General features: G+C 66.4%; 16 protein-coding genes. 10 read left to right on the top strand and 6 right to left on the bottom strand.

The features are described 5' to 3' along the window. Positions 1–111 precede the first annotated feature (111 nt). Genes moaC through moaE form a run of 3 tightly spaced genes read left to right on the top strand, consistent with a single transcriptional unit; the run spans position 112 to position 1,308 of the window. Positions 112–585: a cyclic pyranopterin monophosphate synthase MoaC gene (moaC, locus tag QMX85_RS21710; protein ID WP_090226974.1), complete on the top strand. Its 474-nt coding sequence runs from the start codon at positions 112–114 to the stop codon at positions 583–585. Next, positions 585–833: a MoaD/ThiS family protein gene (locus tag QMX85_RS21705; protein WP_090226976.1), complete on the top strand. Its 249-nt coding sequence runs from the start codon at positions 585–587 to the stop codon at positions 831–833. The genes moaC and QMX85_RS21705 overlap by 1 nt, the downstream gene beginning before the upstream one ends. A 1-nt stretch (position 834) precedes the next feature. Beyond that, a complete protein-coding gene (moaE, locus tag QMX85_RS21700; RefSeq protein WP_282344371.1) occupies positions 835–1,308 on the top strand; it encodes a molybdopterin synthase catalytic subunit MoaE in 474 nt (157 codons plus the stop codon). A 54-nt stretch (positions 1,309–1,362) separates the two neighbouring features. Here the strand turns inward: moaE and QMX85_RS21695 are convergent, their stop codons facing one another. The 5 genes from QMX85_RS21695 to QMX85_RS21675 form a co-directional block, all read right to left on the bottom strand. Beyond that, the gene (locus QMX85_RS21695) at positions 1,363–1,527 is read right to left on the bottom strand and encodes a hypothetical protein (RefSeq protein ID WP_175534325.1); all 165 of its coding nucleotides are present in this window, start codon (positions 1,525–1,527) and stop codon (positions 1,363–1,365) included. Positions 1,528–1,598: 71 nt separating this feature from the next. After that, a complete protein-coding gene (locus QMX85_RS21690) occupies positions 1,599–2,639 on the bottom strand; it encodes a DUF2157 domain-containing protein (protein WP_282344369.1) in 1,041 nt (346 codons plus the stop codon). A gap of 119 nt (positions 2,640–2,758) precedes the next feature. Next, on the bottom strand, positions 2,759–4,210 hold the full coding sequence (gene rhlB / locus QMX85_RS21685) for an ATP-dependent RNA helicase RhlB (RefSeq protein WP_282344368.1): 1,452 nt from the start codon (positions 4,208–4,210) through the stop codon (positions 2,759–2,761). Positions 4,211–4,324: 114 nt separating this feature from the next. After that, positions 4,325–5,263, bottom strand: a complete 939-nt coding sequence (locus QMX85_RS21680) for a GGDEF domain-containing protein (RefSeq protein ID WP_282344366.1) — start codon at positions 5,261–5,263, stop codon at positions 4,325–4,327. A gap of 177 nt (positions 5,264–5,440) precedes the next feature. Continuing rightward, a complete protein-coding gene (locus tag QMX85_RS21675) occupies positions 5,441–6,100 on the bottom strand; it encodes an alpha/beta fold hydrolase (RefSeq protein ID WP_282344364.1) in 660 nt (219 codons plus the stop codon). Between the two features lie 442 nt (positions 6,101–6,542). On the opposite strand from QMX85_RS21675, the gene QMX85_RS21670 reads away from it, so the two are divergent. The 4 genes from QMX85_RS21670 to QMX85_RS21655 all read left to right on the top strand — a co-directional run bounded on the left by QMX85_RS21670 (position 6,543) and on the right by QMX85_RS21655 (position 10,731). Beyond that, positions 6,543–7,571: an amino acid ABC transporter substrate-binding protein gene (locus QMX85_RS21670; RefSeq protein ID WP_282344363.1), complete on the top strand. Its 1,029-nt coding sequence runs from the start codon at positions 6,543–6,545 to the stop codon at positions 7,569–7,571. Positions 7,572–7,668: 97 nt separating this feature from the next. Then, entirely contained in the window at positions 7,669–8,853 is a 1,185-nt protein-coding gene (locus tag QMX85_RS21665) for an amino acid ABC transporter permease (protein WP_282344362.1), read from the top strand. Between the two features lie 9 nt (positions 8,854–8,862). Further along, positions 8,863–9,960, top strand: coding sequence for an amino acid ABC transporter permease (locus QMX85_RS21660; protein ID WP_282344361.1), 1,098 nt, complete (start codon positions 8,863–8,865; stop codon positions 9,958–9,960). 9 nt (positions 9,961–9,969) lie between these two features. Beyond that, on the top strand, positions 9,970–10,731 hold the full coding sequence (locus QMX85_RS21655) for an amino acid ABC transporter ATP-binding protein (protein WP_090226996.1): 762 nt from the start codon (positions 9,970–9,972) through the stop codon (positions 10,729–10,731). A gap of 56 nt (positions 10,732–10,787) precedes the next feature. Here QMX85_RS21655 and QMX85_RS21650 read toward each other — a convergent pair whose 3' ends face one another. After that, the gene (locus tag QMX85_RS21650) at positions 10,788–11,753 is read right to left on the bottom strand and encodes a helix-turn-helix domain-containing protein (RefSeq protein ID WP_282344360.1); all 966 of its coding nucleotides are present in this window, start codon (positions 11,751–11,753) and stop codon (positions 10,788–10,790) included. A gap of 118 nt (positions 11,754–11,871) precedes the next feature. Here QMX85_RS21650 and QMX85_RS21645 point away from each other — a divergent pair, with 118 nt between their 5' ends. The 3 genes from QMX85_RS21645 (at position 11,872) to QMX85_RS21635 (ending at position 15,046) form a co-directional block, all read left to right on the top strand. Continuing rightward, positions 11,872–12,345, top strand: coding sequence for a nuclear transport factor 2 family protein (locus QMX85_RS21645; protein WP_282344359.1), 474 nt, complete (start codon positions 11,872–11,874; stop codon positions 12,343–12,345). Positions 12,346–12,412: 67 nt separating this feature from the next. Beyond that, a complete protein-coding gene (locus QMX85_RS21640; protein ID WP_282344358.1) occupies positions 12,413–13,156 on the top strand; it encodes a hypothetical protein in 744 nt (247 codons plus the stop codon). 606 nt (positions 13,157–13,762) lie between these two features. Continuing rightward, on the top strand, positions 13,763–15,046 hold the full coding sequence (locus tag QMX85_RS21635) for a CynX/NimT family MFS transporter (protein WP_282344357.1): 1,284 nt from the start codon (positions 13,763–13,765) through the stop codon (positions 15,044–15,046). The last annotated feature ends 57 nt before the right edge of the window (positions 15,047–15,103 follow it).

The raw sequence follows: 15,103 nt of genomic DNA, 5'->3' as shown, positions 1-15,103 counted from the left end.
CCCCCCCCCCCCCCCGGGGGGGGCCCCCCCCCCGGGGGGGGGGCCCCCGGCGCCCCCCCCCCCGACGCACCTTCGTTGTAAACTGCCGGCTTTCAACGGCGGACGACTCCCATGCTGACCCACCTCGATTCCCAAGGCCGCGCCAACATGGTCGACGTCACCGAAAAGGCGGTGACCTCGCGCGAAGCCACCGCCGAAGCGCGGGTGCGCATGCTCCCCGCCACCCTGGCGATGATCCAGCAAGGCGGCCACCCCAAGGGCGACGTATTCGCCGTCGCGCGCATTGCCGGCATCCAGGCGGCGAAGAAGACCTCCGAGCTGATCCCGTTGTGCCACCCGTTGATGCTCACCAGCGTCAAGGTCGAGCTGAGCGCCGAGGGCGACGACAGCGTGCGCATCGTCGCCCGCTGCAGGCTGGCCGGACAGACCGGTGTGGAAATGGAGGCGCTCACCGCCGCCAGCGTCGCCGCGCTGACGATCTACGACATGTGCAAGGCGGTGGACCGCGGCATGCTCATCGAGGGCATCCGCCTGCTGGAGAAACTTGGCGGCAAGAGCGGCCACTTCGTCGCCGGGGAGGCCTGATGATCCGCGTGCAGTACTTCGCCCGCTACCGCGAAAGCCTCGGCCTGGACAGCGAGCAGCTGCCCTGGGACACGCGCTTCGCCTGCCTCGACGACCTGCGTCAGGTGTTGCTGGCGCGCGGTGGCGCCTGGGACGTGCTCGCCGAGCGCAACCTGATGTGCGCGCGTAACGACGAGCTGTGCAGCCTCGCCGAGCCGCTGCAGGACGGCGATCAGGTCGCCTTTTTCCCCACCGTCACCGGAGGCTGAGATGGCGATTCGCGTGCAGGCGGCAGCTTTCGATCCCGGCGCCGAACTCAACGCGCTGCATGCGGCGAATGTCGGTATCGGCGCGGTGGTCGGCTTCGTCGGCTACGTGCGCGATTTCAACGACGGCCGTGAGGTGGCGGGGATGTTCCTCGAGCACGCGCCCGGCATGACCGAGAAGGCCCTGGCGAAGATCGTCGCCGAGGCCGAGCGGCGCTGGCCGCTGCTGCGCGTCGACGTGCTGCACCGGGTCGGCCCGCTGCAACCGGGCGAGCCGATCGTCTTCGTCGGCACCGCCAGCGCCCACCGCCAGGCCGCGTTCGCCGCCTGCGATTTCGTCATGGACTACCTGAAGACCCGCGCGCCGTTCTGGAAGAAGGAAGACACCACCGAGGGCCCGCGCTGGGTGGAAGGGCGCGCCAGCGACGAGGATGCCGCCGCGCGCTGGGAGAGCCAGTGTCGGCCGGGTTGCGGTTGATCCGTTCGGGTCCCCTGCACGGCTTGCCCCGACCCCGAGATGCGGCCGGCTGCTTCAGTTGAGGCCGATGTAGATGCCCAGGGCGATCGGCGCGAGCATCGACAGGCCGCCGGCGCCGGTCATCCAGACGCCCCATTCCTTCTCGCGGAAGGTGAAGCCGATGCCGAGCAGCAGGAATCCTGCGACCAGAAGGGAAATCATGAGGTGGAAGTTGTCCATGGCGAAGCCTCCCGCCAAGCGTTGGCGTACTTTCAGCGTAGCCCTCGCCTGATTACCCATGATGATCCGCGTCAGCGTCGCAGGGCGGGAAGCAACGCCAGCAGGCCTTTCGGCAGCGCCTGGCGCAGGTTTTCCGTCAGGGTCTCGCGGCGTTTCTGATAGGCGACGCCGATGCCGATCAAACCGATGCCGATCAGCGTCAGCACGATCGGGAACAGCAGGGAGTCGGCGAACACCCGGTGCGACAGGTAGCCCAGGTAGGCCGCCACGCCGAGCGCGCCGAAGACCATGAACAGCGGCCGGCGCAGGGCCACCGCGATGCCCATCAGGGACAGGTTGATCAGGCAGTAGAAGGCCTTGCCCAGCTCGCTGCCGCTGTCCATCAGGGTCAGTCCGCCCCAGAACGCCAGCAGGCCGGCGAAGTAGCCCCAGAAGGCGAAGTCGCGCCGGGTTCGCCCGTCCACCAGCAGGCTGGCGAGAATCAGCGCCAGGCCGAACCAGAGCGACACCCAGCGCCGCTGTTCCCAGCTGAAGTCCGTGCCGTAGAGCAGGTCTGTCAGGTCCATCGACATGAACCACAGCGCCACCGCCAGCGGCATGACGATGAACGGAAAGGGCAGCAGGCGCAGCATCAGCAGCCCGGCCAGCACGGTCGCCACCTCCATGCCGAGCCAGCCGCCACGCACGTAGACGTAGTAGTCGTGGTAATCGCCGAGCCCGTCGTCCTCCGGCCACCAGCCGAGCAGGCGCTGCAGGGCGAACACCGCCAGCGGCGTCAGGCTCACCGCCACCGCGCCGAGCAGCCCGCCGGGAATCTGCAGGCCGCGGCGCCAGAGGCCCAGGCCGCAGAGGGTGAACAGCGCCATGTAGGCGATGGCGATCAGCAGCAGGGCGATCTCGCCGATGCGCATCCACGCCTCGGTGAGCAGCCAGCCGAGCGCGCCGATGATCAGCACGGCGCCGAAGTAGTAGGCGACGTGGGCGAGCTGGAAGCTCGGCTGGTCCGGTTGCTGACGGCGCAGGAAGGCCAGCAGCGCCTGCTCCTGGCCAGGCTGGAGGATACCGGCCTGCACGGCGCGGGTGAGGTCGGCGGCGTCGAAGCGCTCGGTCATGGCGTCGTTCCCTGGAGGCGATGAGCGAGTCTGGCGGAGCGCGCTTCGCTTTGCCAGGCGGGCATGAGCGGCGCCGGAACGAAAAACGGAGCCCTGGGGCTCCGTTTCTTCGTCGGCGATCAGTGCTTGCGCGGCACCGGCTTGAGCAACTCGTCCGGCGGCATTTCGCAGGTGATCTTGCGGCCCATCAGTTCTTCGATCGGCGGCAGGGCGAAGGCGTCGTCCTCGCCGGCGAAGCTGATCGAGGTGCCGCTGGCGCCGGCGCGGCCGGTACGGCCGATGCGGTGCACGTAGTCGTCCGGGTCTTCCGGCAGGGTGAAGTTGATCACGTGGCTGATGGCATCGACGTGGATGCCACGGCCGGCGACATCGGTGGCGACCATCACGCGGATCTTGCCTTCGCGGAAGTCTTCCAGGGTGCGGATGCGCTTGTGCTGCGGCACGTCGCCGGACATCTGCGCGGCGCTGATGCCGTCACGGGTCAGGCGCTCCTCGATGCGCCGCACTTCGTCCTTGCGGTTGGCGAAGACCATCACCCGCACCCAGTCGTTCTGCGTGATGAGGTTGTACAGCAGCTTGTACTTGTCGCTGCCGGCGACCGCGTAGACGTGCTGCTCGACGTTGTCGCTGGCGACGGTTTCCGGTTCGATCTCGACAATCGCCGGCTCCGTGGTCCACTGCTTGGCGAGGTTCATCACGTCTTCGGTGAAGGTGGCGGAGAACAGCAGGGTCTGGCGTTCGCCCTTCATCGGCGTCTGCCGGATGATCTGCCGCACCTGCGGGATGAAGCCCATGTCGAGCATGCGGTCGGCTTCGTCGAGCACCATCACCTCGACCATGTCCAGATGCACTTCGCCACGCTGGTTGAAGTCCAGCAGGCGCCCCGGCGTCGCCACCAGGATGTCGCAGTAGCGGGCCTCGAGTTGCTTGAGCTGCTTGTCGAAGTCCATGCCGCCGACGAAGGTCATCACGTTGAGACCGCTGTATTTGGTCAGCGCCGCCGCATCCTTGGCGATCTGCACCACCAGCTCGCGGGTCGGCGCGATGATCAGCGCGCGCGGCTCGCCCATGTAGCGTTCCTTGGGCGGCGGGGTCTGCAGCAACTGGGTGATGATCGAGATGAGGAAGGCGGCGGTCTTTCCGGTACCGGTCTGGGCGCGGCCGATGGCGTCCTGGCCCTTGAGGGTGAAACCCAGCACCTGCGCCTGGATCGGCGTGCAGTAGGGAAAACCGAGGTCGTGGATGGCGTGCATCAGGCGCGGATCGAGCTTGAAGTCGTGGAAGCGGGTCTTGCCTTCGGCCGGCTCGACCTGGAAGTCGGCGAGGGTCCAGTTGTCCCCCACCGGGGCCTTGGCGCTGCGCTCGCGGCGCGCACGGGCGGGTTTGCGCTCGGAGGGCTTCTCGGCCTCTGCGGCGGGGCGGCTCGGCGTGCTTTCACGCTCGGCAGCGGGTTGGTTCTGGAAGGACGGCAGGCCACGATCGGCGCTGGAAGGGGAGGCGGTTGGGCTGGATACGCCGCCAGTGACGGACTCTTCGGCTTTGCCGAACATTTTCTTGAGTGCTTTGAGCACGGTGATCTCGTCAGTTTGGTTATGGAATGAACGCCTGGCAGTGTAAAGCAAGAAGCCCGCAGGGCGAAACGCCGCGGAGGGCGGGCGCCCGGGGGAGGTGCGGCGGCCGCGGGCTCAGCCGCAGAGGCGGTTGCGACCCTGCTGCTTGGCCTGGTAGAGCGCGGTGTCGGCGCGGGAGATGAGGCTTTTCAGGGTGTCGCCGGCTTCCATCTGGCCGAGCCCGATGGACACAGTGACGCCGGGCAGAACGCCGACCGGGGAATAGAAAGTGTTGATCTGCTCGAGGCTCTGACGCAGGCGCTCGCCGATCCCGCGGGCTTCGTCGCGGCTCATCTCGGGGAGCAGGATGACGAACTCCTCACCGCCGAAACGCACCATGCTGTCCTTGGGTCGCAACTGGTTGCGCAGGGTGTGGGACACCAGGCAGAGGGCGTAGTCGCCCGCCAGGTGGCCGAACTTGTCGTTGTAGGCCTTGAAGTGATCGACATCGAGCATGAGCATGCAGAGGTCCTGATCGTTGAAGGCACAGCGGGTGCTTTCGCGCTCGTAGACGTGTTCAAGCCAGCGCCGGTTGAACAGCCCGGTGAGGGTGTCGACGTTGGCGTTCTGCTCGGTGTCGAGAATGATGCTGTTGCCGCGGCGGACCCTGCCGCAGAGCGTTTCCAGCAGTTTCTCCATGGCTTGCGGCGAGTGGGAGATCAGCCCGAACAGCGTCTGGCGCGGCAGGCGCAGGAGCCGGCACCTGCACTCGGCGACGATGTAGGCGGAGGGCGGCTGGCGGTCGATCACGCTTATTTCGCCGGCGCATTCGCCGGGAAGCAGGCTGATCACCGACTGGTTGTCCAGCGAGCCGAGGTAGAGCTTCAGCTGACCCTCGAGGATCAGATAAAGGTAGGCGTTGGGGTTGAACGGCGAGAGCAGGATCTCGCCGGTATCCAGTTCGCAGAGTTCGAATTCACCGCTTATCGACTGCAGCACCTCGTCGCTGACGTTCTCCAGCAGTTCCAGTTGGCGCAGCGTTGGCAGGTCGGCCTGCCACGGCATCGTCTTCATGCCGGGCATCCGGTCGGGTGGTTGGCGAGGGCGGGCGCTGCGGGCATTGCAAGCTTCCTGTCGTTTGGCGAGCGTCGGGGAATGGACAGTATTCCTGGGGCAAAGTGCCAGTAACGATCTGAATATAGCCGGCCCGTGCCCCGCCCGTTGCGACTGCTCAGTGAAAGCCCGCGACGCTCACTTCAGACGTTCCGCCAGCCAGGTGGCGATGTCCATGATTTCTTCGGGCACCACCGCGTGGGCCATCGGGTAGTCCTTCCACTGAACCGGAATGCCGCGCGCGGCGAGGAAGTCGTGGGCGGCGCGGCCCAGGGCAGGCGGCACCACATCGTCGTGGCGTCCGTGCAGGCAGAGCACCGGCAGGTTCTGCTGCGTCTCGTTGAACTCGAGCGCGTCGCTGAAGGTGGGCGCGTAGGTCGACAGCGCCAGCACGCCCCCCAGCGGACCGGCCCAGCGCAGGAAGGCCGTGTGCTGCACCACGGCGCCGCCTTGGGAGAAACCGGCGAGGAAGATGCGCCGCGGGTCGATGCCGTCATCGCGCTGTGCCTCGACCAGGTCGATCACGCGTTGCGCTGAGCGCTCCATCTGGTCGCGATCGATGGCCCGCGATTCGCCGCTGATGGCGAGGATGTCGTACCAGCTGGGCATCGCGTAGCCGTTGTTGATGGTCACCGGCTGAGTCGGCGCCTGTGGCAGCACGAAACGCAGGGTGTCCATGCGCTGCTGTAGTGCAAGCGCGACCGGCTCGAAGTCGTAGCGGTCCGCGCCCAATCCATGCAACCAGATTACGCACGCGTCGGCCTGATGTGTGGGGTTAAGAATCAATGCTTCGCTCATGTATGCTCCAATTTGGTGCTATGGCACGTTTTTAGTGCCTTGGTCGTTGCGTCCGCAGGCTATTCAGGAAAGAAGATGTCGCACCGCTGGAAGTTTTGGTATTGACCCAATTTTATCGAGCTTTTCCAGTGGTTTGGTACGCGCTTTGCTAATCAGATCGCAGCGACTGTAACGGTAACAACTGTACCGCAACGTCGTCGCCAACCCACGTAGAACAGGTTCCCCGTCATGCCGTGTGCCGCAAGGCGCTACGCTTGGCTCGTTACGTCTCCCGCCCGCTTTGATCAGCAGGCAACTCCTGGATGAGCGCCGGCAGGATCGCCCGCCGCATCGTCCGGGCCCAGGTCCGCAACCGGCCGTCCTGCTCGTCAGGGCGGTAAGCCCCACAAGGGTGCGGTGAGCGACCGAGACTCCGACACAACAAAGGCAATTGGAGGTTTTGATGAAGATGGTGAAATCCACTCTCGCTGTGCTCACCACGGCAGCGGTACTCGGTGTTAGCAGCTTCGCGCAAGCCGGCGCTACCCTCGATGCGGTACAGAAGAAAGGCTTCGTCCAGTGCGGTATCAGCGACGGTCTGCCGGGCTTCTCCTATGCCGACGCCAAAGGCCAGTACAAAGGGATCGACGTGGATGTCTGCCGCGCGGTCGCCGCTGCCGTTTTCGGTGATGCGAGCAAGGTCAAGTTCAGCCCGCTGACCGCCAAGGAGCGCTTCACCGCGCTGCAGTCCGGGGAAGTCGACGTGCTCTCGCGCAACACCACCTGGACCAGCTCGCGCGATGCCGCGATGGGCCTGAACTTCACTGGCGTGACCTACTACGACGGCCAGGGCTTCCTGGTGAACAAGAAGCTCGGCGTTTCCAGTGCCAAGGAACTCGACGGCGCTACCGTCTGCATCCAGGCCGGTACCACCACCGAGCTGAACCTGTCGGACTACTTCCGCGCCAACAACCTGAAATACACCCCCATCACCTACGACACCTCCGACGAGAGCGCCAAGTCGGTCGAGTCCGGCCGTTGCGACGTGCTGACCTCCGACCAGTCGCAGCTGTACGCACAGCGCATCAAGCTGGCCGCGCCGGACGACTACGTCGTTCTGCCGGAAGTCATCTCCAAGGAGCCGCTCGGCCCATCCGTTCGTCAGGGTGACGAGGAATGGTTCGACATCGTTCGCTGGACGCTCTTCGCCATGGTCAACGCCGAAGAAATGGGCATCACCTCGAAGAACGTCGAAGAGATGGCCAAGTCCACCAAGAATCCGGACGTCGGCCGCCTGCTGGGCACCGAAGGCGAATTCGGCAAGGACCTGAAGCTGCCGAAGGACTGGGTCGTCAAGATCGTCAAGGAAGTCGGCAACTATGGTGAAGTCTTCGATCGCAACGTCGGTGCCGGCAGCGAGCTGAAGATCGAGCGTGGCCTCAACGCCCTGTGGAACAAAGGTGGTCTGCAATACGCACCGCCGGTGCGCTGACCGTCGCCCCAGCCCGCCTCGTGCGGGCTGGTTCGTTCTGACCAGATGAAGCCTGACGCCCACACCTCGTGGGCGTTGGACTTCAAAGAGGGCTCCTATGCAAAACACAGCACAAGCGCCGCGCCGGCGTGGTTCGGTCTGGACCGATCCCCAGGTACGTGCGTGGGTTTTCCAGATACTCGCCGTCATTCTCGTGGTCAGCTTCGGCTGGTACCTGTTCGATAACGCGCAGACCAACCTGGAACACCGCGGTATCACTTCCGGTTTCGGATTCCTCGGCAACAGTGCCGGGTTCGGCATTTCCCAGCACCTGATCGACTACACCGAGGCCGATACCTATGGCCGGGTGTTCTTCGTCGGCCTGCTCAATACATTGCTGGTGTCGGTGGTCGGTATCGTCCTCGCCACCGTGCTCGGCTTCATCCTCGGCGTCGCGCGGTTGTCGCCCAACTGGCTGATCCGCAAGCTCGCCACGGTCTATATCGAGACCTTCCGCAATATCCCGCCGCTGCTGCAGATCTTCTTCTGGTACTTCGCCGTGCTCGCCCCGCTGCCGAGCCCGCGCCAGAGCCTCAACTTCGGTGACCTGTTCTTCGTCAACAACCGCGGCCTGCAGATGCCGGCGCCGGTGGCCGCCGAGGCCTTCTGGCCGTTCGTGCTGTCGGTCCTGGTGGCGCTGGTCGGGATCGTCGCTCTGTGGCGCTGGGCCAAGGCGCGTCGGCATGCGACCGGCCAGCGGTTCCCCGCGGCGCTGACCAGCCTGGCGCTGATCGTCGTGCTGCCGGGCCTGACCATGCTGGTCGCCGGCCTGCCGCTGCACTGGGAAGTGCCGGTGCTGCAGGGTTTCAACTTCCGTGGCGGCTGGGTGATGATCCCGGAGTTGGTGTCCATCGTCCTCGCGCTGTCGATCTATACCGCGGCGTTCATCGGTGAAACCGTGCGCGCGGGCATCCAGTCGGTCAGCCACGGGCAGACCGAGGCCGCCAGTTCGCTGGGCCTGCGTCCGGGGCAACTGCTGCGCCTGGTGATCATCCCGCAGGCCATGCGCGTGATCATCCCGCCGCTCACCAGCCAGTATCTCAACCTGGCGAAGAACTCCTCGCTGGCGGCCGGTATCGGCTACCCGGACATGGTCTCGCTGTTCTCCGGCACGGTGCTCAACCAGACCGGTCAGGCAATCGAAACCATGGCCATCACCATGAGCGTCTACCTGGCCATCAGCATCAGCATTTCGCTGCTGATGAACTGGTACAACAAGCGCATCGCGCTGATCGAGCGGTAAGGGGCTGCCATGACCACACATACCTTCAAGCCCGACATGCCGCCACCGGCGCTCAGCTTCGGGCCGATCGCCTGGATGCGGGCCAACCTGTTCTCCGGCGTGTTCAACACCATCCTCACCCTGATCGGCCTCTACCTCGTCTGGCTGATCGTTCCACCGTTGCTGGAGTGGGCGATCTTCAAGGCCGACTGGGTCGGCACCACCCGCGCCGATTGCAGCCGCGAAGGCGCCTGCTGGGTCTTCATCAGCGACCGCTTCGGCCAGTTCATGTACGGCTTCTACCCGGCCGAACTGCGCTGGCGCGTCGATCTGACGGTGATCCTGGCGATCGTCGGTGCCGCGCCGCTGTTCTTCAAGCGTTTCGCCTTCAAGGCGAAATACGGCATCGCCTTCCTGGTGATCTACCCGATCCTCGCCTACTGGCTGCTGCACGGCGGCTTCCTCGGCCTGCAGCAGGTGCCCACGTCGCAGTGGGGCGGCCTGATGCTGACCGTGGTGATCGCCGCCGTCGGCATCGCCGGCGCTTTGCCGCTGGGTATCCTGCTGGCTCTGGGGCGGCGCTCCAACATGCCGGCGATCAAGGTGCTCAGCGTGACCTTCATCGAGTTCTGGCGCGGCGTGCCCCTGATCACCGTGCTGTTCATGTCCTCGGTGATGCTGCCGCTGTTCCTGCCTGAAGGCATGAACCTCGACAAGCTGTTGCGCGCGATGGTGATGGTGATCTTCTTCGAGGCCGCCTACATCGCCGAAGTGGTACGCGGAGGCATGCAGGCGATTCCCAAGGGCCAGTACGAGGCCGCGGCCGCCATGGGTCTCGGCTATTGGCGGACCATGAGCCTGGTGATCCTGCCGCAGGCGCTGAAACTTGTGATCCCCGGGATCGTCAACACCTTCATCGCGCTGTTCAAGGACACCAGCCTGGTGATCATTATCGGCCTGTTCGACTTCCTCAACAGCATCAAGCGCGCCACGGCCGACCCGGCGTGGCTGGGGATGTCCACCGAGGGCTACGTGTTCGCCGCCCTGGTCTACTGGATTTTCTGTTTCGGCATGTCGCGCTACTCCATGCACCTGGAGAACAAGCTCAACACCGGCCACAAGCGTTAGGAGCCCCTGATGAACCAACCCAACCTGCAAACCAATGCCGAGCCGATCATCCAGCTGCAAGGCGTGAACAAGTGGTACGGCCAGTTCCATGTGCTGAAGGACATCAACCTCAACGTGCAGCAGGGCGAGCGCATCGTTCTCTGCGGGCCTTCCGGTTCCGGCAAGTCGACCACCATCCGCTGCATCAACCGGCTGGAAGAACACCAGCAGGGCAGCATCATCGTCGACGGTATCGAGCTGACCAACGACCTCAAGCAGATCGAGACGATCCGCAGCGAAGTCGGCATGGTGTTCCAGCACTTCAACCTGTTCCCGCACCTCACCGTGCTGCAGAACTGCACCCTGGCACCGATGTGGGTGCGCAAGATGCCGAAGAAGGAGGCCGAGGAAATCGCGATGCACTACCTGCAGCGCGTGCGCATCCCCGAGCAGGCCAACAAGTTCCCCGGCCAGCTCTCCGGCGGCCAGCAACAGCGCGTGGCGATCGCCCGGGCGCTGTGCATGAAGCCGAAGATCATGCTGTTCGACGAGCCGACCTCGGCGCTCGATCCGGAGATGGTCAAGGAAGTGCTCGACACCATGATCGGCTTGGCCGAAGACGGCATGACCATGCTCTGCGTGACCCACGAAATGGGCTTCGCCCGCACCGTGGCGAACCGGGTGATCTTCATGGACAAGGGGGAGATCGTCGAGCAGGCCGAGCCGAACACCTTCTTCGACAATCCGCAGAACGAACGTACCCGTCTGTTCCTCGGGCAGATCCTGCACTGAGGATTCGCCGGTAAAAAAGGGAGCCTTCGGGCTCCCTTTTTTTGTCCGCGACGGGCTCAGTGCGTGGCGGGCGGCTGAGCGCCCAGGCGGCGGCGGAAAGCGCCGGGTGTTTCGCCGCAGAGCTGTTTGAAACGCTTGGCGAAGGTTGCGCGGTCCGCATAGCCGACCTGCACGGCCACCTGTTCCAGCGAGCGGGACGGGTTGCGCAGGGCCTCCTGGGCCACGCCGATACGCAGCCGCTGCAGGTAGCCGGCGGGCGTCAGCCCGGTGGCCTGGCGGAAGCGGCGCAGCAGCGTTCGCGGGGAACAGTGCGCCTGCTCGGCCAGGCGCTGGAGGTCGATGGGCTCGGCGTGATGCGCGCGCAGCCAGGCCAGCAGCGCGGTCATCGGCGATTCGTAAGCGGCGGCGTCCGGCAGCAGCGGAACGAAGCGCGACTGGTTGCCCCGCTCTCGGTCGACCACCAGGGCGCTGGCGAGGCGTTGCGCCAGCACCTCGCCGCCGAGCCGGGCTACCAGGTGCAGGCAGAGGTCGAGCCCGGCCTGCGCGCCGCCGGAGCAGAAACGCGCGCCATCCTCGGTGAGCAGCCGGTCGATGCACAGCTCGACGGCGGGGAAGCGCTGGCGGAAGGCATCCTCAAGCGCCCAGTGAGTGGTCGCCCGGTGGCCGTCGAGCTGTCCCGCTTCCGCGAGCAGGAAGGCGCCGCTGCACAGGCTCGCCAGGCGCTGCGCTGGCGGCCGCTGGCGCAACCAGTCGATCAGCGCCCCGTTGCCGGCAAGCGCGGCCTTCACGTTGCTGCCGCTGGCCGGCAACACCACCAGATCGGCGGATTCGGCCAGGCGCAGGTCGCCATCGACCTGGATCCGCATCAGGCCGAGATCCACCGGGCGGCCGTCCACGCTGACCCGCGACAGCTCGAACAGGCCGCCGCCAGCCAGGCGTTCGGCCAGGCGAAAGGCATCGTCGGCCATGCTCAGGCTGGAGCAGACGGTGTGTGGGCAGACGATCAGGGCGACTCGGAACATGCGCGGCTCGGGGAAACAAGGTTGGCGATTTTTGACACAACGTTGTCGTTATCGTCAATCACGGCGATGCTGCGCAATCAGCCACACTGCGCGGGTCGAAACGTTTCGGAGTCCCTCCATGAGCCACCCCAACGCACAGCTCATCACCCAGTTCTACCAGGCGTTCCAGCAGCGCGACGCGGAGGCCATGGCGGCCTGTTACGCGCCCGAGGTGCGTTTCTCCGACCCGGTGTTCACCGATCTGCGGGGAGTGGCCGCGGGCGACATGTGGCGGATGCTGTGCGCCCGCGCGCAGGATTTCAGCCTGACGTTCGACGGCGTCGAGGCCGACGCGCAGCAGGGCAGTGCCCGCTGGGTGGCGCACTACCTGTTCAGCCAGACCGGTCGCCGGGTAAGCAACCACATCCAGGCGCGCTTCCGCTTCGCCGACGGGCTGATCGTCGAGCATCGCGATCACTTCAGCCTCTGGCGTTGGTCCGCCCAGGCGCTGGGCCCGCGCGGCGCGCTGCTCGGCTGGGTGCCGCCGGTGCAAGGTGTGATTCGCCGGCAGGCGGCCAAGGGGCTGGCGGCCTATCGCGCCGGACGCGGCTGAGCGCCGGTCCGATTCTTGTGTGTAAGGTGCTCCACCAAACGGTCGCTCAGCGGAACAGGGGCCGCCCATGTCACACCGTTTCAGCGCTTTCGTTCTTGTCGCTCTGCTGGGGCCGCTCGCCAGCTTTTCCGCCTGGGCGCTGCAGCCCGGCCAACTGGGCGACTTCTCCGAATACACCTTCGCCATGAGCTGGCATCCGGGCTATTGCGCCGGGCAGAGGGGCGCACCGGAGTGCGACAGCCCGGGCGCTGGCCTGACCTTGCACGGGCTCTGGGCGTCACTGCCCGATCGGCTCAAGGCCGAGGGCATGGACACCCCGCAATGGTGGCGCGAAGGCTGCGATCATGTGACCGGCAAGGTGCCGGAAAAAAACTTCTGCGCGCTGGCGCCGGTGCCGCTGAGCAGTGACGTACGCGGGCGCCTCGAGCAGGTCATGCCGGGCACCCAGAGCTGCCTGGAACGCCACGAATACGTCAAGCACGCGGCCTGCTTCGGCTTCGACGAGGACGCCTTCTTCAGGAAGAACATCGAGCTTTTCGACATCGTCAGCCAGTCGTCCTTCGGTGCACTGCTAGCCACGCCGGAGCGCCGGGAGATCCAACGCAACGAGCTGATCCGGGCCTATGGCGATGCGTTCGGCACCCGCGATACCCACTCGCTGAGGCTGGTCTGCGACGTCCACGACGGGCGTGCCTGGCTGAGCAGCGTGGAGATCGGCATCACCCGCGAGGGACTGGACGCCTTTCCCGCCGCCGCCAGCCTGACGCCGCTGCTGCGCGGCAACTGTCCGGCACGCATCCAGCTGCGTTAGACGCGACGCTTGCGGACATCGCCGGTGCGCATGGCGCACCCTACGGCGAGCAGTGTGGATACCAGCTTCGGCAGAGAGCGGTCGAGCTTCCGTAGGGTGCGCCGCGCGCACCGCCACGCGTGCGGGCATCGCCTCCGGTGCGCATGGCGCACCCTACGGCGAGCGGCGTGGAAATCGATCTCGCCATGGATCGGCCGGACCTCGTAGGGTGCGCCGCGCGCACCGCCACGCGTGCGGGCATCGCCTCTGGTGCGCATGGCGCACCCTACGGCGAGCGGCGTGGAAATCGATCTCGCCATGGATCGGCCGGACCTCGTAGGGTGCGCCGCGCGCACCGCCATGCTTGCGGACATCGTCTCGGTACGCATGGCGCACCGCTACGAGAGCGGCGTGGATGCCGCTTTACCAGGGGCCGGCCGGACGCTGTCGCGCGCACCGAGATGGACGCGAACAGCGCATCGGTCCCCTGCCGGTGGTGCATGCGCCGTTGTGCCGCAATTCTTAGCCGGCTATCCTTTTCCGCCCTCCGCTGGGCGACGTTCGTCGTTCGCGGAGCACGATAAAGGACCGGCCAGGACCGGTCGCCCATTGCGAAGCGAGCCGCACATGCCTGATCACGATCGTCCGCTGCCCGACCGGCACACGGGTTCCCCCGCGCCCCTCAACGATCTGTTGATCGACGCCGAGGCCGACGACGAGCCGGTGTCCCGGCCGTCGCTGCTGCGCCATCCGCTGTTCCTGCTGTTCGGGCTGGTGCTGGTGGCGCTGAACCTGCGCCCGGCGCTGTCGAGCATTTCTCCGCTGCTGGGCGAAGTGTCCGCCAGCCTGCACCTGTCCGCCGCCGCAGCCGGGCTGCTGACTACCCTGCCAGTGCTCTGCCTGGGCCTGTTCGCGCCGTTCGCGCCGCGCCTGGCCCGGCGTTTCGGCGCCGAGCGGGTGATCCTCGGCATCCTGCTGCTGCTCGCCTTCGGCATCGTCCTGCGCAGCCTGTTCGCGGTGCCCGGTCTGTTCGCCGGCAGCCTGCTTGCCGGCGCCAGCATCGGCATTATCGGCGTGCTGCTGCCGGGCATCGTCAAGCGCGACTTCCCGAAACAGGCCGGCAGCATGACCGGTGTGTACACCATGGCCCTGTGCCTCGGCGCGGCTACGGCGGCTGGCAGCACGGTGCCGCTGCGCGATGCCTTCGGCAGCTGGAGCCTGGCGCTGGGCTTCTGGGCGCTGCCGCCGCTGCTGGCCGCGCTGGTCTGGCTGCCGCAGGCGCGGCGCGGGCACGCCGTGGCGCACGTCGCTTACCGTGTCAGCGGCTTGTGGCGCGACCCGCTGGCCTGGCAGGTCACCCTCTACATGGGCTTGCAGTCGTCGCTGGCCTATATCGTCTTCGGCTGGCTGCCGTCGATCCTCATCGACCGCGGGCTGACGCCGGTGCAGGCCGGGCTGATGCTGTCGGCCTCGGTACTGGTGCAGCTGATCACCGCGCTGAGCACGCCCTGGCTGGCCACCCGCGGCAGGGACCAGCGTCCCGCCGTGGTGGTGGTGATGGGCCTGACCCTCTGCGGGCTGCTCTGCTGCCTGTACGCGCCGCTGTCCGGCCTGTGGCTGTGGATCGTCATCCTCGGCCTGGGGCAGGGCGGCACCTTCAGCCTCGGTCTGGCGCTGATCGTGCTGCGCTCGCGCGATGCGCACGTGGCCGCCAGCCTGTCGGGCATGGCCCAGGGCGTCGGCTATACGTTGGCCGCCTTGGGACCGCTGGCCATGGGCCTGGTGCACGACTTCACCGGCAACTGGTCGGCGTCGGGGATCATCTTCGTCGCCATCGCTTTGGTCGGCACGCTGTTCGGCCTGGGCGCCGGCCGCGCGCTCTACGTGCGCGCGAGCGCCGAGCGGCTGTGAGCGAAGCGGTCGAAGCGCCGGCTGGCGAAGCCAAGTCGTGGTTCGTCTACCTGGTGC

The sequence above is a fragment of the Pseudomonas sp. PS02288 genome, assembly GCF_029959715.1.
GTDB lineage: Bacteria > Pseudomonadota > Gammaproteobacteria > Pseudomonadales > Pseudomonadaceae > Pseudomonas_O > Pseudomonas_O kuykendallii.
Note: the sequence above shows the minus strand (reverse complement) of the source record. Positions and strands in the feature narration are given on the sequence as shown.

Coding starts and splice junctions, on each gene's coding strand:
- moaC (WP_090226974.1), top strand. CDS start 112: ATGCTGACCCACCTCGATTCCCAAGGCCGCGCCAACATGGTCGACGTC.
- QMX85_RS21705 (WP_090226976.1), top strand. CDS start 585: ATGATCCGCGTGCAGTACTTCGCCCGCTACCGCGAAAGCCTCGGCCTG.
- moaE (WP_282344371.1), top strand. CDS start 835: ATGGCGATTCGCGTGCAGGCGGCAGCTTTCGATCCCGGCGCCGAACTC.
- QMX85_RS21695 (WP_175534325.1), bottom strand. CDS start 1,527: ATGGACAACTTCCACCTCATGATTTCCCTTCTGGTCGCAGGATTCCTG.
- QMX85_RS21690 (WP_282344369.1), bottom strand. CDS start 2,639: ATGACCGAGCGCTTCGACGCCGCCGACCTCACCCGCGCCGTGCAGGCC.
- QMX85_RS21680 (WP_282344366.1), bottom strand. CDS start 5,263: ATGAAGACGATGCCGTGGCAGGCCGACCTGCCAACGCTGCGCCAACTG.
- QMX85_RS21675 (WP_282344364.1), bottom strand. CDS start 6,100: ATGAGCGAAGCATTGATTCTTAACCCCACACATCAGGCCGACGCGTGC.
- QMX85_RS21670 (WP_282344363.1), top strand. CDS start 6,543: ATGAAGATGGTGAAATCCACTCTCGCTGTGCTCACCACGGCAGCGGTA.
- QMX85_RS21665 (WP_282344362.1), top strand. CDS start 7,669: ATGCAAAACACAGCACAAGCGCCGCGCCGGCGTGGTTCGGTCTGGACC.
- QMX85_RS21660 (WP_282344361.1), top strand. CDS start 8,863: ATGACCACACATACCTTCAAGCCCGACATGCCGCCACCGGCGCTCAGC.
- QMX85_RS21655 (WP_090226996.1), top strand. CDS start 9,970: ATGAACCAACCCAACCTGCAAACCAATGCCGAGCCGATCATCCAGCTG.
- QMX85_RS21650 (WP_282344360.1), bottom strand. CDS start 11,753: ATGTTCCGAGTCGCCCTGATCGTCTGCCCACACACCGTCTGCTCCAGC.
- QMX85_RS21645 (WP_282344359.1), top strand. CDS start 11,872: ATGAGCCACCCCAACGCACAGCTCATCACCCAGTTCTACCAGGCGTTC.
- QMX85_RS21640 (WP_282344358.1), top strand. CDS start 12,413: ATGTCACACCGTTTCAGCGCTTTCGTTCTTGTCGCTCTGCTGGGGCCG.
- QMX85_RS21635 (WP_282344357.1), top strand. CDS start 13,763: ATGCCTGATCACGATCGTCCGCTGCCCGACCGGCACACGGGTTCCCCC.